The 21426-nt window shown below is 54.6% G+C and carries 21 protein-coding genes; 13 read left to right on the forward strand and 8 right to left on the reverse strand.

Going from position 1 to position 21426, the window contains the following annotated elements; genetic code table 11:
* The first annotated feature begins 14 nt into the window (after positions 1–14).
* Positions 15–1505: a SulP family inorganic anion transporter gene (locus tag P8S54_RS15400; RefSeq protein ID WP_009100240.1), complete on the forward strand. Its 1491-nt coding sequence runs from the start codon at positions 15–17 to the stop codon at positions 1503–1505.
* 19 nt (positions 1506–1524) lie between these two features.
* Positions 1525–2382: a universal stress protein gene (locus P8S54_RS15405; RefSeq protein ID WP_281442438.1), complete on the forward strand. Its 858-nt coding sequence runs from the start codon at positions 1525–1527 to the stop codon at positions 2380–2382.
* 104 nt (positions 2383–2486) lie between these two features.
* Here the strand turns inward: P8S54_RS15405 and P8S54_RS15410 are convergent, their stop codons facing one another.
* Genes P8S54_RS15410 through crcB form a run of 3 tightly spaced genes read right to left on the reverse strand, consistent with a single transcriptional unit; the run spans position 2487 to position 4233 of the window.
* The gene (locus tag P8S54_RS15410; protein ID WP_281442439.1) at positions 2487–3443 is read right to left on the reverse strand and encodes an arsenic resistance protein; all 957 of its coding nucleotides are present in this window, start codon (positions 3441–3443) and stop codon (positions 2487–2489) included.
* On the reverse strand, positions 3443–3847 hold the full coding sequence (locus P8S54_RS15415; protein WP_281442440.1) for a CrcB family protein: 405 nt from the start codon (positions 3845–3847) through the stop codon (positions 3443–3445). The genes P8S54_RS15410 and P8S54_RS15415 overlap by 1 nt, the downstream gene beginning before the upstream one ends.
* Positions 3844–4233: a fluoride efflux transporter CrcB gene (gene crcB / locus P8S54_RS15420; RefSeq protein WP_281442441.1), complete on the reverse strand. Its 390-nt coding sequence runs from the start codon at positions 4231–4233 to the stop codon at positions 3844–3846. Before crcB ends, P8S54_RS15415 begins: the two co-directional genes overlap by 4 nt.
* Positions 4234–4425: 192 nt before the next feature.
* On the opposite strand from crcB, the gene P8S54_RS15425 reads away from it, so the two are divergent.
* The gene (locus tag P8S54_RS15425) at positions 4426–5280 is read left to right on the forward strand and encodes a universal stress protein (protein WP_281442442.1); all 855 of its coding nucleotides are present in this window, start codon (positions 4426–4428) and stop codon (positions 5278–5280) included.
* 156 nt (positions 5281–5436) lie between these two features.
* Here P8S54_RS15425 and P8S54_RS15430 read toward each other — a convergent pair whose 3' ends face one another.
* Positions 5437–7125, reverse strand: coding sequence for a 2-isopropylmalate synthase (locus P8S54_RS15430; protein WP_281442443.1), 1689 nt, complete (start codon positions 7123–7125; stop codon positions 5437–5439).
* 215 nt (positions 7126–7340) lie between these two features.
* Here P8S54_RS15430 and P8S54_RS15435 point away from each other — a divergent pair, with 215 nt between their 5' ends.
* Both P8S54_RS15435 and P8S54_RS15440 read left to right on the forward strand, forming a co-directional pair.
* The gene (locus tag P8S54_RS15435) at positions 7341–7826 is read left to right on the forward strand and encodes an Lrp/AsnC family transcriptional regulator (protein WP_009100256.1); all 486 of its coding nucleotides are present in this window, start codon (positions 7341–7343) and stop codon (positions 7824–7826) included.
* A 71-nt stretch (positions 7827–7897) separates the two neighbouring features.
* The gene (locus P8S54_RS15440) at positions 7898–8257 is read left to right on the forward strand and encodes a RidA family protein (protein ID WP_281442444.1); all 360 of its coding nucleotides are present in this window, start codon (positions 7898–7900) and stop codon (positions 8255–8257) included.
* Between the two features lie 33 nt (positions 8258–8290).
* Here the strand turns inward: P8S54_RS15440 and P8S54_RS15445 are convergent, their stop codons facing one another.
* The 4 genes from P8S54_RS15445 to P8S54_RS15460 form a co-directional block, all read right to left on the reverse strand.
* On the reverse strand, positions 8291–9154 hold the full coding sequence (locus P8S54_RS15445) for a MurR/RpiR family transcriptional regulator (protein WP_009100261.1): 864 nt from the start codon (positions 9152–9154) through the stop codon (positions 8291–8293).
* Complete coding sequence (locus tag P8S54_RS15450) at positions 9144–10913, reverse strand: EAL domain-containing protein (RefSeq protein ID WP_281442445.1); 1770 nt, start codon at positions 10911–10913, stop codon at positions 9144–9146. Before P8S54_RS15450 ends, P8S54_RS15445 begins: the two co-directional genes overlap by 11 nt.
* A 2-nt stretch (positions 10914–10915) precedes the next feature.
* Positions 10916–13522 (reverse strand): GAF domain-containing protein, encoded by a 2607-nt coding sequence (locus P8S54_RS15455; protein WP_281442446.1) that lies wholly within the window; start codon positions 13520–13522, stop codon positions 10916–10918.
* An 80-nt stretch (positions 13523–13602) separates the two neighbouring features.
* Positions 13603–14958 carry an aldehyde dehydrogenase family protein gene (locus P8S54_RS15460; protein WP_281442447.1) on the reverse strand — a complete coding sequence of 452 codons (1356 nt, stop codon included), beginning with the start codon at positions 14956–14958 and terminating at the stop codon, positions 13603–13605.
* Positions 14959–15121: 163 nt separating this feature from the next.
* On the opposite strand from P8S54_RS15460, the gene P8S54_RS15465 reads away from it, so the two are divergent.
* The 8 genes from P8S54_RS15465 (at position 15122) to P8S54_RS15500 (ending at position 21419) form a co-directional block, all read left to right on the forward strand.
* Positions 15122–16270: a GNAT family N-acetyltransferase gene (locus tag P8S54_RS15465; RefSeq protein WP_281442448.1), complete on the forward strand. Its 1149-nt coding sequence runs from the start codon at positions 15122–15124 to the stop codon at positions 16268–16270.
* A gap of 115 nt (positions 16271–16385) precedes the next feature.
* Positions 16386–16739 carry a cell division protein FtsB gene (ftsB, locus tag P8S54_RS15470; RefSeq protein ID WP_009100272.1) on the forward strand — a complete coding sequence of 118 codons (354 nt, stop codon included), beginning with the start codon at positions 16386–16388 and terminating at the stop codon, positions 16737–16739.
* Positions 16736–17425: a 2-C-methyl-D-erythritol 4-phosphate cytidylyltransferase gene (gene ispD, locus P8S54_RS15475; protein WP_281442449.1), complete on the forward strand. Its 690-nt coding sequence runs from the start codon at positions 16736–16738 to the stop codon at positions 17423–17425. The genes ftsB and ispD overlap by 4 nt, the downstream gene beginning before the upstream one ends.
* A gap of 20 nt (positions 17426–17445) precedes the next feature.
* Positions 17446–17934 carry a 2-C-methyl-D-erythritol 2,4-cyclodiphosphate synthase gene (ispF, locus tag P8S54_RS15480; RefSeq protein WP_281442450.1) on the forward strand — a complete coding sequence of 163 codons (489 nt, stop codon included), beginning with the start codon at positions 17446–17448 and terminating at the stop codon, positions 17932–17934.
* Positions 17927–18967, forward strand: coding sequence for a tRNA pseudouridine(13) synthase TruD (locus tag P8S54_RS15485; protein ID WP_281442451.1), 1041 nt, complete (start codon positions 17927–17929; stop codon positions 18965–18967). The genes ispF and P8S54_RS15485 overlap by 8 nt, the downstream gene beginning before the upstream one ends.
* Positions 18968–19016: 49 nt before the next feature.
* Positions 19017–19763: a 5'/3'-nucleotidase SurE gene (surE, locus tag P8S54_RS15490; protein ID WP_281442452.1), complete on the forward strand. Its 747-nt coding sequence runs from the start codon at positions 19017–19019 to the stop codon at positions 19761–19763.
* On the forward strand, positions 19750–20427 hold the full coding sequence (locus P8S54_RS15495; protein ID WP_281442453.1) for a protein-L-isoaspartate(D-aspartate) O-methyltransferase: 678 nt from the start codon (positions 19750–19752) through the stop codon (positions 20425–20427). The genes surE and P8S54_RS15495 overlap by 14 nt, the downstream gene beginning before the upstream one ends.
* Positions 20424–21419 (forward strand): DUF368 domain-containing protein, encoded by a 996-nt coding sequence (locus P8S54_RS15500; RefSeq protein ID WP_281442454.1) that lies wholly within the window; start codon positions 20424–20426, stop codon positions 21417–21419. Before P8S54_RS15495 ends, P8S54_RS15500 begins: the two co-directional genes overlap by 4 nt.
* The last annotated feature ends 7 nt before the right edge of the window (positions 21420–21426 follow it).

Here is a 21426-nt window from a genome sequence, read left to right on the forward strand (position 1 = left end):
CATGGACTCCCTGAATGACCCTTTTCAGCAAGCAAGAGTGGTTTTCTAACATTAAGGGCGACACGCTCTCAGGTATTGTCGTCGCGCTGGCGTTAATTCCTGAGGCGATTGCGTTCTCAATCATTGCAGGTGTTGACCCTAAAGTCGGCCTTTATGCCTCATTTTGTATCGCGGTAGTGATTGCCTTTACCGGCGGTCGCCCGGGGATGATTTCTGCGGCAACGGGCGCCATGGCGCTGCTGATGATCACGTTGGTGCGTGATCACGGCCTTGAGTATCTGCTGGCCGCGACCCTCTTAACGGGTGTCTTACAGATTATTGCGGGCTACTTAAAGCTTGCTGAGCTAATGCGCTTTATATCTCGCTCGGTGGTCACAGGGTTTGTGAATGCGCTGGCGATTTTGATCTTTATGGCGCAGCTACCTGAGTTAACCAACGTGACGTGGCATGTATATGCCATGACCGTGGCAGGCTTGGGCATTATTTATCTGTTCCCTTATTTACCCGTGATTGGTAAGTCGATCCCATCCCCGCTGGTGTGCATTGTGGTGCTGACCGTGGTGTATATGGTGAGCGGTATGGAGATTCGCAGCGTCGGCGATATGGGCGACTTGCCTGATACCCTGCCAATGTTCTTGTGGCCGGATGTACCGCTTAACTTTGAAACGTTAATGATTATTTTCCCCACAGCGCTAATGTTGACCGTGGTGGGTCTGCTGGAATCGATGATGACAGCGACGATTGTGGATGACTTAACCGATACCCCCAGCGATAAAAACCGCGAGTGTAAAGGTCAAGGTATTGCCAATATTGGTTCAGGCTTACTGGGCGGTATGGCGGGCTGCGCGATGATTGGTCAGTCGGTGATCAACATTAAATCTGGTGGCCGTACACGTCTTTCATCGCTTATCGCCGGTGTCGTATTGCTGATGATGGTGGTATTTCTTTCCGATTGGGTATCGCAAATCCCTATGGCGGCGTTAGTGGCCGTAATGATTATGGTGGCCATAGGTACCTTTAGCTGGGAATCGATCCGCGATCTGAAAAAGCACCCCATGAGTACCAACTTTGTCATGGTCGCTACGGTTATCGTTACGGTAGTAACGCACAACTTAGCGATTGGTGTCTTTGTGGGTGTTCTACTGGCGGCAATGTTCTTTGCCAACAAAGTGGGTAACATTCTCTACATTGGCTCTAAAGAAGTGGATGCTGGTAAAGAGCGCGAGTATCAAGTGGTTGGCCAGGTATTTTTTGCCTCTTCTGAGCGTTTTATTGGTGCTTTTGATTTCAAAGAGAGCATCGATAAGGTCACTATTAATCTTTCCCGTGCGCACTTTTGGGATATTACCGCTGTTCAGGCGCTTGATCGCGTGGTGATTAAGTTCCGTCGTGAAGGCACCGAGGTTGAGTTAGTCGGCCTCAATGAAGCCAGCGCGACGGTGGTAGACCGCTATGCGGTTCATAATGACCCCGCAGCCGTTGAAAAACTGATGGGCGGCCACTAACCACCGCAAGGAGAGCGAAATGAGTGAACACGTTTTTGCCGCAATTGATGGCTCCCAGTTCTCAGAAGGCGTATGTGATTACGCCGCTTGGGCAAGTTTGGCGCTGAGTGCTCCATTAAGCTTTGTGCACGTGGTGGATAACCACTCTCAAGTGCCCGACGAGCAAAATCTATCGGGTAACCTTCGGTTTGGTGCCCGTGAGCGCCTGATGAAAGAACTTTCCGAGCTTGACGAGAGGCGCGCCAAGGTAAATCGCGAGCAGGGCAAGCACATGCTGGAAGCGGCCAAAGCGCGGGCGATAGATGATGGGGTGAGCGACCCGATTACCCGTCAGCTAAATGGTACGCTGGTTGAAACCCTGGTAGCGCTTGAAAAAGATATGCGCTTGTTGGTGGTGGGTAAACGGGGTGAAACCGCTCACCAAGCCAGTGGGCACCTTGGCTCTAACCTAGAGCGCGTAGTGCGTGAAATGCACAGCCCGATACTTATGGTGCCTAAAACCTTCAAGCAGCCCGAAAAAGTGCTGATTGCGTTTGATGGCAGTAAAACCGCCCGTAAGGGGGTGGAAATGCTAGCCCGCTCGCCGCTATTTACGGGGGCCGAGTGCCATGTGCTGATTGTAGGCGCGGATACCGTTGAGCAACGCTTACAGCTAGGGTGGGCACTTAGTACGTTGAGCGAGGCCGGTCACAAAGCGGAAGGCACTATTCGCGCTGGGGATGTGGACGATACCCTACAAGCATACGAAAAAGAGCATGATATCGACCTGCTGGTGATGGGGGCCTATGGCCATTCACGTATTCGCCACCTGCTAGTGGGCAGCACCACTACCGCGATGCTGCGTAATAGCAAAATACCGGTGCTGATTTTACGTTAATCCTTGCGCTACTAACGGAGGGTTAACAATCAGCATGTAAACATTAGCTCGCTTTGCACCATGTTCCCGCAGCCGGCCCTCAACCATTTGAGTGTGCCGGCTTTTTAATGGCTAGAGGGCAGCAGCTTCGGCACCCAGTGTAAGTACGCCACCATGCCAAATAGCTCTACTAAAGATTGAAATACAATCACTACCACCGCGGCTTGCCACCCGCTTGGCAGGGCTAGCGCAATGGGCAGCATCACAAAGGAGTTGCGCGTACCGAAGCTAAAGACGAGGGTTCGCGCACTGGTGGCGGGGAGCTTAAATAACTTGCCCAGTAGTTTGCCTAGTATTGCCGCAACCACCAAATAGCCCGCAAAAATAAGCACGACTTGAACCAGCACGTGGGCAAGTGCCAGCACGCTATTAACCTGCGTAGCGGCAATCACTAACACCACCAATGCCAGCAGCGGCACCGGCAGGTAGCCAAGCTTTTGCGTGGTTCGTTCAATGGCGCGGTATCGCTGGGCGCCAAGCTCGGTTAGCCATGCTAACACTAAGGGCAGCACAATAAGCCCCGCAAATGCGCTGAGCAGGTTCGTGGAAACAGTTAGCTGAAACCACTCGCCGCCCAAAAATAGCCAGAGATAAACGGGTAATGCAGCCATCTGTACCAATAGCAATAGCGGCGTTGCCGCAATTGCGCGGGCAGCATCGCCTTTGCCTAAATGCGTAAAGGTAATAAACCAATCCGTGCAGGGCACCAGTAGCACCAGTAGCACCCCGGCAATCACCGGCGGGGAAAGCGGTAGCCACAGCACCAAAAGCCCTAATAACGCCGGGATGACAACAAAGTTGCCGACCAGCAGTGCTGTCATAAAGCGCACATCAGCAACACTTTGTTTTATATGCAGTAGCGGTATTTGGGTAAAGGTAGCGTAGAGCAACACACCAAGTAGCGGCCATAGCAGTTGCTCAAGGGGGGCTACCCGTGTGGGAGCTAAAACCCCCAGCGTTAGTCCTAAGCTAATAAATCCCAGGTAGAGCCAGGATTGCTGTTTTTCAAGCTGTTCACGCATCAGCGGTCCGGGTTATCAGGTGCCTTAGAGAGCGCTAGGCGACCACCTAACCCAGCAGCCAATAGCCACAGCGGCAGGCTAACCAGTATATACACAAGTGCCATGACCACTTGGCCTTGGTTAACAAAGTGCAGGGTTTCTAAGCTGAACAGTGAGAAAGTGGTAAAACCGCCGCAGAGACCCGCCACGAGCAGAGGCTGCAAGCGTGCTAATGTGCCAGAGGGGTGGTTAACCACGGTCGCAGCAAGCCACCCAATTAAACAAGACCCCAGCACGTTAACGAGAAGGGTGCCCCAGGGGAAAAAACTGCCCAGAGCCGACATGGATGCCAACGAAACGCCATAGCGCAGCGCACTGCCGATACCGCTTCCGATCCCAACCGCGAGATACGCCTGCCAGCTCATAGTGCGCCCCCAGCGAGCCAAAAGCCCAGCACAGCCATTGCCAAGCCTAGCAGCAGGGTAGCGGCGATATTCAGGGCGGCCCGCAGCCACTGACCGCGTTGCCACAGCGCAAGGGTTTGTAAGCTAAACGAAGAAACCGTGGTATAGCCCCCCAGCACGCCTATCACGGTAAATAGCCCTAACGCGGAAAGCTGTGCATTAGCCTGCCCCAATTGGCCAAAAAGCCAACCTGCAATAAAAGCGCCGCTGGTATTAACTGCTAAGGTGCCCCAGGGAAAACTGCTACCAAAACGCTGAGCCATCCAGTTGGAAATAGCGAACCGGCCCATCCCGCCCAGTGCCCCACCTATCGCTACCAGCAACACGCTGGTAAAACCGTACCCCATGTTTGCCTCGTTTGGCTGGCCTGTTGAGTAGGTGACGAGTGTAGCACGCTGTTTGCAGCGCTTTTGGTAGCGTCCTTGGCAGCGTCCTTGGCATTAGAAAGAACGCTTATAGGTGTCACTGGTCAATAAGTTCGTGTAAAAAAGATCGAGAATAACAATAACGTTGATGCACCCGCTCTAGGAGAAACTTACATGTCTGATTGCGTTCTTGCGGCAATTGATGGCTCACAGTTTTCAGAAGGCGTCTGTGATTATGCTGCTTGGGCCGCTAAAGCCCTTGATGCACCGCTGCGTTTTATTCATACCGTGGATAACCATGTCCAGGTTGCGGAGCCTGATCTTACAGGAAACTTAGGCTTAGGTACTCGGGAGCACCTGCTCGAAAAGCTGTCGGAGATCGAAGAGCAGCACGCTAAAATTTCCCGCGAGCAGGGCCGCTTAATGCTGGATGCTGCCAAGGCACGGGTAGCAGCGTTAGGCATTGTTGAGCCTGCGTGCTTACAGCGCAACGGTACGCTGGTGGAAACACTGGTAGAGAATGAAAAAGAGGTGCGTTTACTGGTGGTAGGCAAACGTGGCGAAACCGCTCACCAGGCCAGCGGCCACTTAGGCTCTAATCTTGAGCGCGTGGTGCGTGAAATGCACCGCCCGATTTTGATGGTTCCCAAGCAGTTTACGCAGCCAAAAAACGTGATGATGGCCTTTGACGGCAGTAAAACCGCGCGCAAAGGCGTTGAGATGCTGGCTAAAAGCCCGCTGTTTGAAGGTGCTATCTGCCATGTGGTGATTGTTGGCGCTGAAACCGCCGAAAATCGCGCGCAGCTTGAGTGGGCCACCGAGACGCTAGAAGCAGCGGGCCACATGGCCAAAGGGACTATCCGTGCCGGCGATGTAGAAGAGACCCTGCGCACCTATAAACAGGAGGAGGGTATCGATTTGCTGGTGATGGGTGCTTACGGCCACTCCCGCATTCGCCACTTATTGCTGGGCAGTACTACTACCCAGATGCTGCGTAGAGTTCAGGTTCCGGTGCTGATTCTGCGCTAAAGCCAATAGGCGGCGCGTTACAACATATTGACCAAGAGAGCTTTGGTGAGTGCATTGAATGCGGCGAATGGGTGGGTGCCAAACGCCCCACCTGGGGCCCGGTAGTGCTGCAACGTATCGAGTGCGTGGAGTAACACGCACTCAACGAAACGTTATTTAAGCTTCCAGCGTGGCATTTTCACGCTGGCGCTGAGAAGCCGCGGGGTAAACCGAATTAATCCCTGATAACAGCGCCTTTAGCGATGCGCTTACGGTATCGCTATCTTCGGCTACGGCACAAACCCGCTGCCCGTCGATGTTGAGCTGGACAAAGGCAATGGCATTGGCCTCGCTGTCGCCACCCAGGGAGTGCTCGCTGTAATCTATAATCGCCACGTGGCTACCGGAGTGTTTTTTCCAGGCGTCGGTGAACGACGACATGGCACCATTGCCCGTGCCAGAAAGCCGCAGCGTTTCTTTTCCTTGCCAAAGAGTAATGTCGATACCCTCGTGCTGCCCTTTGGAAAGCTGATAGTCAGCTAGGGCAAGGGGGGCGTCGTAAGCAAAACTATCGAACATCACCTGGCGTATAATTTCACTGGAAAGCTCGCTATTGCGCCGCTCGCTCTCTTTTTGTACATAGGGGGCGAGTGCCAGCATCATCCAGCGGGGCAGGTTGATGCCGTAATCCCGCTCCAGCAAAAAGGCCATGCCGCCTTTGCCCGACTGGCTGTTTACACGAATCACGGCTTGGTAGTCGCGGCCGATATCGTGGGGGTCAATGGGCAGATAGGCCACTTGCCAAGGCTCGTCGGGTTTTTGATGCTTGAGTGATTTACGAATAGCGTCCTGGTGGCTGCCGGAAAACGCGGTATAGACCATTTCGCCCACCCAGGGGTGGCGCGGGTGCACAGTGATGCCGGTGCACTCATGGACGACCTGAACAATTTCGTCGGGGTTTGAGAGGTCAAGCTCGGGGTCGATGCCTTGGCTATAGAGGTTCATCGCCAAGGTGACGATATCCATATTGCCGGTACGTTCGCCGTTACCCAACAGCGTGCCTTCGACACGGTCAGCACCCGCCAATAATGCAAGCTCCGCTGAAGCCACTGCGCCGCCGCGGTCGTTGTGGGTGTGTACAGAAACAATCACGCTGTCCCGGCGGCTAATATGCTGACAAAAATACTCGATTTGATCCGCATGGTGATGTGGCCCAGCCACTTCTACTGTGGTGGGCAGGTTCAGAATGCATTTGTTGTCGGGCGTAGGCTGCCACACATCCATCACGGCTTCGCAAATAGCGAGTGAAAAGTCGATTTCAGTGCTGGAAAAGCTCTCTGGCGAGTATTGAAAACGCCACTCAACGCCAGGGTATTGCTCGGCATAGGTTTTTACCCAGGTAGCACCCTGTACAGCAATATCGGTAATGCCGTCACGATCCATCTCAAATACCCGCTCACGCTGGATAGTGGAGGTGGAGTTATACAGGTGAATAATCGCCCGCTTCACGCCGACTAATGAGGCAAAAGTTTTTTCGATCAGGTGTTCACGGCACTGCACTAGCACTGCAATGGTTACGTCGTCGGGAATTTGATTCTCTTCGATTAGCCAGCGCACAAAGTCGTAGTCGGGCTGGCTAGCCGAAGGAAAGCCGACCATCACCTCTTTAATGCCTACTTTGATGATCTGATGCCAAAAACGCTGCTTTTGCTCAACGGTCATCGGTTCAAGTAGTGCCTGGTTACCATCGCGCAGGTCTTCACTGACCCAAATCGGCGCCTGGGTAAGGTCGCGGTCGGGCCATTGGCGATTAAACGCGGGAACACGTGGAGCAGGGCGGTACTTGCGATGATCGAAAGCGGGCATGGTGGACTTCCTGTTAGTCAGCGTTGTTAAGGGCGGCCGCTTGTGGCGTGAGCCGCTTGTTATGGTGCCCAGGTAAAGCACCGCGTGGCGCTGCTTATGGCAGTAGCACCAGTTTAAGCGAATTATGGCGAAAGGTTATTGCTAATATGTGGCTTTATGGGCATTAAAAGGCAGATAATATCAGCTATGTTATTTTTGTTAGCAGGAGTTGCTTTATGCCGGTAGTCCCGCTTGAACTTGACCGTTTTGATCGGCGTATTCTTGATGTGCTTCAGCAAGAGGGGCGCATCAGCAATCAGGAACTGGCTGAGCGGATCGGCTTATCGCCATCGCCCTGCCTGCGCCGCGTGCGTGCGCTGGAAGAACACGGGTTAATTACCCAGTATCGTGCCGATGTGGATGCGCGTCAGCTGGGTTACCAGCTTATGGTGCTGCTGCACATCTCCATGGATAAACACACCCCTGAACGCTTTGATAACTTCGAGCGCCATATTCGACAAATCCCCAATGTGATTGAGTGTTTGATCATTACTGGCCAGGCCGCTGATTTCCAGCTCAAGATTCTGGTGCGGGATATGGATGACTATCAGCACCTTTTACTGCACGTGATTAACCGTATCGAAGGGGTGACTGGCGCCCATACCAGCTTTGTGTTGCGCCGAGTATTTGAACACCGCCCGGTGCCCACGGAAAACACTTGATGATGAAGGCGTAGGCAATAAGGCGATGGCGGTTTACACTGCTTTTTTTTCAATATTTAGGAGATTGCCCCATGACAATTAAACGCCATGATACAAAAGCCCGCATGAGTCGCGCTGTTATTCACCAAGGCGTTGCCTACTTGTGCGGCCAGGTGTCAGGTCCTGAAGCGCGTTACGAAGACATTAAAGCGCAAACCGAAAGCATGCTGGCACGGGTCGACGCGCTGCTAAAAGAGATTGGCTCAAGCCGCGAGCAGCTATTAAGCGCCACTATTTACCTTAAAGACGGCAGTGATTTTGCTGCCATGAACGACGTGTGGGACGCCTGGGTGCCGGAGGGCTATGCACCGGCACGCACCTGTGTATGCGCGCCGTTGCCCGCTGATGAGCTTAAAGTGGAAATTACCGTCACCGCAGCTGTAAGCAACTAATAGCCGTGACTGGTTTTGAAAGGGGCCTGTCGCTTATTTGCCGGTTTTCTCAATAGGAAAACGGGTATCGCGCAGGCTATCTTTGATTTTCTTAAGGTGCGGCAGAAAGTCTTCGCCGCGCCTTAGGGTAACCCCTGTTGCCAGTGCATCAATGAGCGTCAATTGAATCATCCGTGAGGTCATCGGCATGTAGTGGTCGGTGTCCTCCGGTGTGGCAACTTCTAGGGTGGCGGTGCACTCTTGGGAAAGCGGGGAGTTAGGAGCGGTAATCCCCAGCACCACGGCGCCTGCTTCCCGGGCTACCCGCGCGATATCGACCAATTCTCGAGTACGGCCTGTGTAAGAAATTACCACCACTACGTCCCCGGTATGGCAGGCAGCGGCTACCATGCGCTGCATTAACACATCGACATAGGCCATGACCGGCAGGTTGAAGCGGAAAAATTTGTGCTGGGCGTCTTGTGCGACAGCGCCAGAGGCGCCGAGGCCAAAAAAATGCACCTGCTTCGCCTGAGTGAGGTAGTCGACCATACGTTCGATGGCCGCCATATCTACTTCCCGTTGAGCTTCATCTAACGCTGCGATCGTCGCGCCAAAAATTTTATGGGTGTACTGGGTTGCGGAATCGCCAGGCTCGACTGCCCGGGTAACGTAGGGTGTGCCACCGGCAAGGCTTTGGGCGAGCTTGATTTTAAAGTCGGGAAAGCCTTTGGCACCAAAGTTGCGGCAAAACCGGTTGACCGTGGGCTCGCTGACGCTGGCCGCTTGGGCGAGGCTTGCTATGCTGAGGCTGGTCGCGGCTGCAGGGTCTTCAAGAATAACATTGGCGACTTTGCGTTCCGAGCGGTTCAAGTCTTCCAAGCGTTCGCGTATACGGTCAAGCAGGTCATGTGCCATTAATAGACTCCATGTCAGTAGCCGGGTGGTGGCGGGGTGTCCACGCCTTGCACCAGGTGAAAAATTCGTTCGCGGCGAGTGGGCGGGCATAGTAATACCCTTGCGCCGCTTCGCAGCCAATTGAGCGTAGGTAGTCTGCTTGTGCCGCGGTTTCTATGCCTTCTGCCACTACATCGCAGCCCACCGCATGGGCTAGTTGGGTAATGGTTAGCGCCAACTGGCGATCTACAGCGTCTTCTTCTAGATCCATCACAAAAGCGCGGTCGATCTTTAATGTTTTGAACGGTAGCGTTTTTACATAGGCAAGCGATGAGTGGCCTGTGCCGAAATCATCAATCGCGACGGCAATATTGACGTTGGCCAACTGGGCTAGCTGCGCGCGGGCATTTTGCATATCGCTCATTATGCCCGACTCAGTGACCTCTAGGGCAAAAAAACGCTGTGGGATCGCATGTTCGGCTAGTCTGGCGAGTAGTTTTTCAGCGAAGTCTTTCCGCGCTAGCTGGCGGGCTGCCACGTTTACTGCGATGTGAAAATCATCGTTTAGGAGGCCTTGCTTGCGCCAATCCACAATATGTCGCATGGCATCGTTGAGCACCCACTCACCAATGGCGAGAATATCACCGCTGGCTTCCGCCAGGGGAATAAAGTCGGCGGGGGATACCTGGCCAAGCTCGGGGTGATGCCAGCGGAGCAGCGCTTCGGCACCAATAATGCGCTGAGTGCTTAACGAGAGCTTAGGCTGAAAAGCGAGGGACATCTCGCCGCGGTCAATGGCACCGCGTATCGCTTGCTGAAGGTGCAGCCGGTGTCGCTGCTTGGCTTCTAAGGTTTCGTTATAGCACTGAATCTGTAGTGTGCCGCTTTGGGGAAGCGCTAGGGCTGCCATGTGCACAAGGCGCGCTATATCGAAATGGCCCTCGGCCCAGCTAATGCCAATACGAGCGCTAAGGGGCAGCAGGAAATCCCCTAACGCTTGATCCTGTTCGAAACAACTTAGTAGCGTTGCCGCTAGCTTACGTAGCTTATCAAGCTCGGCACTGTCGGCAATCACTAATAACTCGCTGCCCCCCCATAGCCCCAGTTCGCAGTGAGCCGTTAAGCGGGTAGAGAGCTGTTGGGCAATATGCCCCATTAGTTGGTCGGCAACGCCATAGCCATGCAGTCGTATTACATCGTCTAGGTGATCAAGGGCAATAAACAGTAGTCCGGTGCCCTTGCTGCTCATAGCGGCTTTGCGCAACATCTCGGTTAAAGCCCGCCGATTAGCAAGCTGGGTAATTGGGTCGGTGCGGGACTGGCGCTCCAGCTCTTTAGTGCGCTTTGCCACCATGCGCTCTAAGTTTTCGGCTTGCTGATCGCGTACCTGGTAGCGGTGTTCAACGCTTAAGGTATTGCGAATACGCTGTAAGACTTCATCGTGCTTGAACGGCTTGGTCACAAAATCACGCACGCCGAGGTTCAGCGAGCGATGGCGAGTTTCATCGTCAATTTGTGCGGTAAGCACGATAATCGGTGGGGCGTGGTGAGCAAAGTGATCCTGTAGCTGGTTGATTACCGCGTAGCCGTCAAGGTAGGGCATGCGGATGTCCAGCAGAATTAAGTCAGGAAGCTGCTGCTGGCAGTAGGCAAGCACCTCGCGAGGGTCGCTGATGCCGTGGGTGCTGGCAAAGCCGTGCTCGTCTAAAAGGTCGAGCAGCAGCTCGACGTTAATACTGTTGTCATCGACTACCAGCAGATGTTTCTGAACGAGGTTCATGGCTACTCCTTGAGCGTCACCGCGAGAAACCGCTTGAGCGTGGCGGTTAGTTTTTCAATCTCAATAGGCTTGGTGAGATAGTCGGCGAAACCGGCGGCTAAGCCATATTTTAGGTCGCGGTCCATGGCGTTAGCGGATAGCGCCACCACGCTGATATGCTTCAGCTTAGCGTCTTGCTGGATAGCATCTAACGCTTGGTAGCCGTTCATTCCAGGTAAGTGGATATCCATCAACACTAAATCTGGGGGAGAGTGGCGCATGATCTCCAGTCCCAGTTCTGCACTCGCAACGGTTTGCAGCTGAATATGTTTAAAGTCCTCGATGATATCTTCCATCAGATGCTGATTGGTGGGGTTGTCTTCGATATAGAGCAGCTTGTAAGCCGGTGAGCTGCTGTCAATGATCTCATTGCTGGTGGCGGCAATCGGCTGTGGGGGATTGGCTTTCTGGTCTGTAATGGGCAACGTAAACCAGAAGGTAGACCCTTGGCCGAGCTGGCTCTTAAAGCCAATTTGCCCGCCCATGCGTTCCACGAGCTCTTTGGTGATCGCTAGGCCAATTCCGGTGCCTTGAATGGTGCTGTATTCAGCGCCCAAACGGTTAAACGGTTCAAAAAGCTCGTGCTGGCGTTCTAAGGCAATACCACAGCCGGCGTCGGTAATGCTGATACACAGTGAATCACCGCTCTGCTCTGCGCCAATGTGAACCGTGCCGTTAATACAATTGTACTTGATGGCGTTGGAGAGCAGGTTAAGTAACACCTGCTTTGTGCGGGTGTAGTCGGCAATAACCTGCCAGGAGCAAGCTAATGGGGCGCGGCTTAGGGTGATACCTGCCGCGTCAATGTTGGCTTCCAGAGTGCTACAAGCATCATCTAGGACGTTGGCAATAAGCAGCGGCTCAAGGGATAGCGGGGTAAGACCTGCCTCTATTTTGGCTAAGTCGAGCACATCATTAATTAAGCTCAATAGGTGTTGGCCGCTTTTCTCAATTTGACCTACCTGGCGCTGCTGTTTGTCGCTTAGCGGCTCGCGGCGCCCTTTGGCTAATAGCTGTGCAAAACCAATAATGGCATTGAGGGGCGTGCGCAGCTCATGGCTCATAGAGGAGAGAAACTCACTCTTGGCTTTATTGGCTTGCTCTGCCTGGTCACGGGCGTTAGCTAAATCCCTTGTGACTTGCTCGCGCTCGGCCATTTGCCGATAAAGATTAATCAGTAGGGCGCAGGTGTCGGTAAACGGCTGAAGCCAGTCAAGCAGCGCTTGGTTTAGGGGCTGCTTGCTGTTGGCAATGGCAAACATGCCAATTAAGCGCTCGCCGCTGAAGATTGGTGCGCCCAAGTAGTTGGTCAATCGGGGGTGGCCAGGCGGGAAGCCGCCGCGCTTGATATGGCTATAAACATCGTCGGTGATAATAACCTCACCATAAGCGAAAACACGTCCCAGCAGCGAATGGGGGTTGGTTAACATCATATTGCCGCTGCGGAGCTGCTCCATTAAGTGGCGCGAATCGGGGTTCCAGGTGAGGTCGGTAATCGCATGAATTTTAAGCGCGTTGGTGGTGTCGGTAGGCAGCACTTCACCAATCAACGCATAGTCGCTGTCGGTAAGTTCGCGCAGCGCTTCCATTAAGAACGTCCACAGCCGCTCTCCAGACATCAACGCTTGGTAATCGGTAATACCCTGGTGAAGTACTTTTAGTAGGCTTTGCTCTTTTTGTATGCGTTGGGAGGCATCATAGATATTGCTTAGATTGGTTAAGATGCCTAAAAACTCAACAACATGGCCCTGCTCGTTTTGGATAGCGTTAACCGCCAAGTGCACCGGAATGGTATAGCCCGTTTTATGCCGTGCCTCCACTTCTCGTCCCCGGCCAATCACCTTCGGTTCGCCCCCGGCTAAAAAATCGCTGATAAAACTATCGTGCCGAGCGCTGATAGCAGCAGGCGTCAGCATGGCGACATTTTGGCCGATGACTTCTTGCGGGTCATATCCCAGCATGGTGAGCGCAAAGGGGTTAATGTCTAGTACTTTGCCTGACCGGTTAATGCGAATAATACCGGTGGCGCTTCCATTAAATAGCGCCTCATAGCGCAGGGTGGTCTGCGCCAGAGAACGACGCATTTGGTGCTGGCGCAGTAACTCTTCAACCTGGCCCGCTAGGCCTTTAAGCAGCTGGCGGTCTCGCTGGCTAAAAGTGCGCGGCTTTCTATCAATCAAGCACAGCGTGCCGACGGGTAAGCCTTCGCTGGGCCGCAGTGGGTGCCCTGCATAAAAGCGAATTTGGGTGGTGTTTTCGACAAGCGGATTATCGACAAAGCGTGGATCATTTAGTGCGTTTTCAATCACTAGCGGTGCATTTTTAGCAACTGCATGGGCGCAAAACGAGATCTCGCGGCTGGTTTCACAGGTATCTAGCCCGCTATGAGATTTAAACCACTGACGCTCTTTATCTACCAGGGATACTAGCGCAATAGGCACTTCAAAAAGATCTTGGGCAAGCTGAGTAATGCGATCAAATGCTTCATCAATGGGTGTGTCAAGCACATGGAGCGCATGCAAGGCCGTCAGGCGCTGCGTTTCGTTATCAGGTAGATCGGCGGCTTGCATAGTGATTCCAAAAATATAATGAAGATATGGCCCTGCCCAATCATTATCGGGAATTTACCCGTTAGCTTTAACTATTATCGTTAACCAAGCCTCAGTAACTTCATTAACCAGCGCCGATAAGGCGGCCTAATAAGCCGGCTGGATGGCCGTTTAGATTGGTAGAAAATACCGCGTAGATGGCTAAAACGCTCAAAGCCATGACGCCCGTGATAACTGCCCATGCCGCTCTCGCCGACACCGCCAAAAGGTAGCGAGGGCACCGCGTGATGCAGCAGGGTTTCGTTAAACACCAGCGCCCCAGAATGGGTGTGTTGGCGTAACGTTAACTGAAGCGCTTTATCATCGGTGAATGCATAAAGCGCTAGCGGGTGGGGGCGGGCATTCACATAGGCAATGGCGTCATCGATATTTTTAACGCCAATGACTGGCAGGCAACGGCCAAAGATCTCTTCGCGCATCACCGCTAGGTCGTGGGTGGGGTCAATAATTAGCACAGGCGCATGGGGGCCTGCATCAATAATGCGGCAGCCGTGGTCCCGCGCTTCTTCAAGCAGGTTATCAAGGTGCTGTTGATGGCGCTCGTTAATCGCTGAGGTTGCGTCTTTGTCGTTAGGCCGCTGGTGTGCAATGGCTTGGGTTAACGCTTTGATCATGGCGTCCAGGCGGCGGCTTTCTACCAAAACATAGTCGGGTGCAATGCAGGTTTGCCCGGCGTTCATGCCTTTGCCAAACACAATGGCGGCGGCGGCGCGATCAACATCAGCATCGGCGGCTACAATCGCGGGCGATTTACCGCCAAGCTCAAGAGTCACCGGGGTTAAATTAGCGGCGGCTGAAAGTGCAACCCTGCGCCCAACCTGGGAAGAACCCGTAAACAACAGGTGATCGAACGGCAGGGCGCTGAACGCTTCAGCTACCTCTACACCACCCTCTATGACGCTAAACTCTTCTTCTGTGAAGTATTGAGGAATCAGCTTGGCGAGCAGCGCGCTGATATGTGGCGCATGCTCGCTGGGTTTGAGCATCACCACATTGCCCGCAGCAAAGGCGTCTATGGCGGGCATGATGGCGAGGCTCCAGGGGTAGTTCCACGGTGCCATCACCCCGACGACGCCTAATGGTTGAGGCACAATATGCGCTTTAGCGGGCAGTAGCCGCCAGGGCATGCTTGCCCGTCGGGGGCGCATCCAACGCCAAAGCTGAAGCCGGGTATAGCCAATGGCTTGTAGCACGCCGCTAATTTCAGCTAAGCGGATTTCCGTTTCACTACGTTTTCCAAAATCTGCCTGAATAGCGCGGACAATGTCGTGCTGGTGACGCTTTGTCATGCGTGCTAAGCGGCCCAACCGTTCACGCCGGGTGCTGAGCGAAGGGTAGGGCGCCTGTTCAACAGCGTGCTGCTGAGCGTGGAACACACTGGTTAGATCGCGTTTCATGGCCTCTCCTTGATGAACGCATGATGAAATACGCCGTAGGGAAAATAAACAACCGATGGCGTCGTCACCATCGTTGAGCGTTAGGGGTAATGGTAGAGTGTTGGCTTAAACACTGTCGCTTGTTTTACTACCGGTTGTTTAGCCGATGCCCTTGAGGGACGCCATGCCATCACGCTCGCTATCACTTGCTATTCTACCTGCCATTGAGGCCGTCGCGGCAAGTCAGTGGGACGCGCTGGTGGGTAAAGATCAACCGTTTTTACGCCACGCTTTTTTGCAAGCGCTGGAGGGCAGCGGCTCAGTAAGCAGCGCCACCGGTTGGGAGCCATGCCATATAAGCGTTTGGCAAGCTGACCGGCTAGTGGGCGCGTTGCCCATGTACCGCAAACATCACTCTTACGGTGAGTATGTGTTTGACTGGGGGTGGGCTGAGGCGCTAGAGCGTGCCGGAGGACACTACTACCCTAAAGCGCTGAGTGCGATCCCTTTTACGCCGGTGCCAGGGCCACGCAGCTTGATAGCCGCGGATGTCGACGCCGATGCGATACGCGAACAGTTGGCATCTGCTTGGCAAGGGCAGTGTGAGGAGCTGGCGCTTTCAAGCTGGCATCTGCTGTTTGCTGAAGAGCAAGAAGTGGCTGCCTGGCAGCGTCAGTTCCCTGGCTTGATTGCCAGAGAAGGGGTGCAGTTTCAATGGCGTGACCGGCAATTTAAAGACTTTGATGGTTTCCTGGCGAGCCTTACCTCTAAGCGGCGCAAAATGATCAAGCGAGAACGCCGCTTGGTGGCAGAGCAAGGGTTTACCATGCGGCGTTTAGAAGGTAACGACATTACCCAGGTTGCCATGGCACATTTTTACCGCTGCTACACCATTACCTATCACGAGCGCGGCAGGCCGCCTTATCTCAACCAGGCGTTTTTTGAGCGCTTGCGCCACACCATGCCTGAAGCGCTAGTGCTAGTGCAGGCACTTTTAGACGGCCAGCCGGTGGCAGCAGCGCTCTGTTTTCGTGGTGAAACAGCACTTTATGGCCGCTATTGGGGAAGCGAGGTGGTGGCTGACTGTCTGCATTTTGAAGCCTGCTACTACCAGGGGATCGAGTACTGCTTGGCGCAAGGTTTGACGCTATTTGACCCGGGAACCCAAGGGGAGCATAAGCTGGTGCGCGGTTTTGCCCCTCAGCGGGTGCGCTCGCTGCACTATTTGGCGCACCCCGGTTTGGCTGCGGGCGTCGCTCGGTTTTGTCAACAAGAAGCCGCGCATATTAACGCCTATCGTCAGGCGGCAGCGCAGGCGCTGCCGTTTAAGTAGCGCAGGTGGGATAAACATGCCCTCAATCCGTTATTAAACGCCTGGCATGCTCGCTGGGCAGACCCCCTTAATGGCATAATGCGCGGCGTTTACGCCGTCAAAAAGGAACTCGGTGATGCATAAATGGCTAGTGGTTGCGCTACTTGCCGTGTTGGGGTTGCTCCAATACCAGCTGTGGCTAGGCAATGGGGGCTGGCAAGACCTTCAGCAGGTAGAAGAGCGTGTAGCCGTGCAAGAAGCTGCCAATGTACCGCTGCGCGATCGTAACGCACGACTAGCGGCAGAAGTCACCGATCTTAAAACCGGCCTGGATGCCATTGAGGAGCGCGCCCGCAGTGACATGGGCATGGTACGTAGCGACGAGCAGTTTTTCTGGGTGCCAGGTGTGGCCATTGAAGCCGAGTTGATAGGCCTTAACGCAGGTTTAGTGGTGCAGCCAAAACTGACGGATGAAAGGGCAGGCCAATGAGCAACTCACTGTGGCTGATTGTTCCGGCCGCGGGTCAGGGCAAGCGTATGGGCGCCGATAAGCCCAAGCAGTATCTCACCATTGCCGAGCGATCGATCCTTGCGCATACCCTTCACCGCCTAAACGCGGCTTTTCCCAAGGCGCAGCTAGTGCTTTGCCTAGACAGTGATGATCACTGGTTCGACCCCGCTTGGGTGCCGTTCACCCATTGGCAGCGAGTGACCGGTGGCGCTGAACGTATGGATAGCGTATTAAACGCGTTACAAGCAATACCGGCCCACGCCAGCGACTTAGTAATAGTGCACGACGTAGCGCGGCCCTGTATCACCTCAGCTGATTTGCAGGCGCTCTACAAGGCAGCCAGTGAGCACCCCGACGGCGCGCTGCTTGCCATGCCGGTGGCGGACACCATGAAACGTGCCAACGCGGAGCAGCTTAGCATGGCCACCGAACCGCGCGACGGGCTGTGGCATGCGCTAACACCCCAGGGCTTTCGCTATGACCTGCTACGCACTGCCCTTGAGCATGCCGTTGAAACGCGCTGTGTTGTGACTGATGAGGCTTCCGCCGTCGAGGCGCTGGGTAAGGCCCCGCGATTAGTTAGTGGGCGGCGCGATAATTTAAAAGTTACCCACCCCGATGATCTCGCCCTTACCGCAGCGATTATGGCGTCGCAGTCGGCCTGAGTAACTGAAAGGAGCTTTTAATGCGAATTGGTCATGGATTTGATGTGCACCGTTTTGGGCCTGGTGACCACTTAATGATTGGTGGCGTAAAGCTACCTTTTGAACAGGGGTTTGTGGCCCACTCCGATGGGGATGTATTGCTGCATACGGTCAGCGACGCGTTGCTTGGGGCCTGCGCATTAGGCGATATTGGTCGCCACTTCCCCGATACTGACCCCACTTGGGAGGGCGCCGATAGCCGGGATTTGCTGCGCCGCGTGGTGCATCTTGTGCGCGAGCAGGGCTTTGGTGTAGTTAACCTGGATGCCACGCTGATGGCCCAGGCACCTAAAATGGCGCCACATATCGATGCCATGCGTAGAGTGATTGCCGCAGACCTAGGCGTGGACGTAGGGCAAGTAAACGTAAAAGCCACCACCACCGAACGGCTTGGGTTTACCGGGCGTGGCGAAGGGATCGCCGCTGAAGCCGTGGTGTTAGTCGAGCGCTTAGAGGCGTTGAATGCTTAACTTACCGCCCTGGCAGCGCTTGCTAGATGGCCATTTTGGAGCGCCTAAGCCGGGTCAGTACCGCGCCCAGCCAGAGGACTTTATTGTCGACGAGCAGCTCGACTTTACCCCTGAAGCCCATGGGGAACACCTGTGGTTACGGCTTGAAAAGCGGCACCAAACCACGTTAGATGTGGTCAAAAGCGTGAGTCGGCTATGTAACGTAACGCCAAAAGATATTGGCTACTCTGGTATGAAAGACCGTGTGGCGGTCACTCGGCAATGGGTAAGCGTTCATCTACCCGGGCGAGAGGCGCCCGCTGAGTTATCGGCATCGCTAGATGCACTGGGCATCAAAGTGCTAGAGCAAGCGCGCCACCCCCGAAAGCTTAAACGCGGCGTTCACCGCACCAACCATTTTACTTTGAGGTTGAGCGGTGAAGCGGTGCAGGCCGACGACTTTGAGCAGCGCTGGCAAGCACTGTGTACCCACGGCGTAGCCAACTACTTTGGCCCCCAGCGTTTTGGCCCCGGTGGGCGCAACTTGCAGCGCGCAGAAGCGCTTCTCGCCAAAGGTTGGCGCAAGCGTGACGACCGCCAAGGGATGATGCTATCAACCGCGCGCAGTTTTTTGTTTAACGAGTTATTAAGTGCCCGCTTAGCCGATGGCTCCTGGTGCCAGCCCTTACCAGGCGATACGCTAATGCTTGATGGCACCCAAAGCGTGTTTAGCGTTGATGAGGTGGATGATAGCTTAGTGGCTCGCGCAGGCGAGTTGGATATTCACCCGACAGGCGTACTTTGGGGCGTTGGCGAAAGAGCAAAACAGCAGATAACGGCTTACGAGTTACGGCTGTTGGTACAACACCCAGCACTATGTGAAGGGTTAGAAAAGAGCGGCGTTAAGCGCGCTCAGCGGGCGTTGCGGATTAGGCTGTTGGCGCCACAGCTTCGCAGAGAGCATGAGGCTGTGGAGCTCTCGTTTGCGCTGCCGCGGGGTAGCTTTGCCACAGCGGTGGTTAGTGAGTTGATTGAGCATCCTGATTTTGTTTAACCCATGACGCTAGATATAACTTAATACGCTTTATCTCAAGGAGACGCTAATGCGGCGACTGCTGCTTTCCAACGATGATGGTGTCCATGCCCCGGGTTTACGGGCTCTGCACGATGCATTAGCGGCTCATGCTAACCTGCGCGTCGTGGCTCCCGACCGAGACCGCAGCGGCGCCAGCAACTCGCTTACGCTGTCACGACCACTCTCATTAACGGCGTTAGATAACGGTTTTTACAGCGTAGACGGCACGCCAGCGGACTGCGTTTACCTTGGCGTGAACGGCGTTTGGAACGAGAAACCTGACCTGGTGGTATCGGGGATTAACCACGGCAGCAACCTGGGCGATGACGTGCTCTACTCCGGCACGGTAGCTGCGGCGATGGAGGGGCGCAATTTAGGCATGACTGCCATTGCCATGTCGCTATGTGGCGAGCGCCACTTCGAGACAGCGGCGAAAGTAGCGGCCAGTTTAATCGGGGCTGCCGAACAGCTATCACTGCCGCCGCGCACGCTATTAAATGTAAACGTGCCGGATGTGCCATGGGAGGAGATCAAAGGCGTTAAAGTGACGCGCTTGGGCTACCGTGGGCCAGCAGAAAAGCCTGTGCCGCTGAAAGATCCCCGTGGGCGTACCCGCTACTGGATTGCGCCAGTAGCGGCGAATGCCGATGATGGCGAAGATACCGACTTTGCAGCTATTGGAGCGGGGTACGTTTCGATTACCCCTCTCCAAACTGATCTAACGCGCCACCCCGCGCGCCGTGATGTGCAGGATTGGTTGGATGCCTTTGCCTGAGTTATCACCCGGCGAGCTTCGCGGGCGAGGGATGACCTCCCAGCGCACTCGCGACCGCATGGTTGAACGGCTTGTTCAACAGGGGATCCGTGATACTCGCGTCCTGGATGTCATGGCCAGCGAGCCCAGGCACCTGTTTGTCGATGAAGCGCTTGCGCACCGCGCTTATGAGGACACCGCGCTGCCCATTGGTTTTGGTCAGACCCTCTCGCAGCCGCTTACCGTTGCGCGCATGACGGAGCTAGTCCTGCGCGCGCAGCCGCGCCGTGTGCTCGAAGTGGGCACTGGCTCTGGCTACCAAGCGCTTATTTTGTCGCGATTAGTGGATTCGCTTTACTCCCTAGAACGTATTTATGCCCTGCACGAGCGCGCCGCTGAGCGGCTATGGCGGTTAGATGCAGAAGCAGCGCTAGCCGTATCTGATGGCGGCGATGGCTGGCCGACAGCAGCGCCCTTTGACGTTATTTTATTAACCGCCTGTGCCCAGTCGCTACCAGAAGCGCTGCTTGAACAGCTTAGCCGCGACGGGGTGTTAATTGCCCCGCTTGAAGAACCCGATGGCAGCCAGTGGCTTACCCAAATAAAGCGCATTGGTGGTGCCTTTGAAAAGCGTCGGCTTGAACCCGTGCGCTTTGTACCCCTTTTGCAAGGAGTGGTGGATTGAAGCGTCGATTTTTAGGACTGTTTTTTAAAGGCGCCGGTATGGGGGCCGCTGACGCGGTACCCGGTGTTTCAGGTGGCACCATTGCCTTTATTACCGGCATCTATGAAGAACTTATCAATACGATTAAGCAGTTCGGCCCCAGTGCGCTAGTGGTTTGGCGACGCCAAGGGTTAGCGGGCTTGAGCCAGCACTTGAACCTCACGTTTTTGGTTCCGCTTCTTTTAGGGGTCGCGGTAAGCCTTTTTAGTGTTGCGCATTTGGCGCTCTGGCTCATGGAGGCCTACCCACTGCTGCTGGATGGCTTCTTTTTTGGCTTAGTAGCGGCCTCTGCACTCGTGGTCGGCAAAGCCGGGCATGGCTGGAAAATATGGTATTTATTGCCTTTAGCGGTTGGCTTGCTACTCGCGCAAGCCCTACCCGCTATGATGCCGCTGGTTCTGCTTGTCGGCAATGAAGCGCTGGTCGTCATGTTAGCGGGCGCAATCGCGATTAGCGCCATGCTGCTGCCTGGTGTTTCTGGTAGCTTTTTATTGCTCACGATGGGACTCTACGGCACCATCATGGGCGCCATACGCAGTTTTGATATGGTGATCATTGTTTTGTTTGGCGTGGGCTGCGTATTTGGTCTGGCGCTATTTTCCCGGCTGCTTTCGTGGCTGTTGAGTCGTCACCACGACTCTACGCTGCAGCTGCTGCTGGGCTTTATTATCGGCTCATTACCCATTCTCTGGCCTTGGAGAGAACTGGTACGCTACCAACTTGGCCCTGAAGGGCAAATGATCCCACTCGCTCACCGCTATCTAATGCCGAGTGATTACGCCGTGCTGACTGGGGCGTCGGCACAACTTGTGGGCGTGGTGGCACTAATGGCCGTCGGCGCCCTGTTGGTGGTATTGCTTAATCGCCGCGCAGCGGATCCCGTCGGTGAGCATGACAAGAGCGATGCAGGGCATCATTTAACAGATAACGCGCGCGGCGTTGAAAAGGAGTAGGGTTTGC

Source organism: Halomonas sp. M1 (assembly GCF_029581375.1).
Classification (GTDB): domain Bacteria; phylum Pseudomonadota; class Gammaproteobacteria; order Pseudomonadales; family Halomonadaceae; genus Vreelandella.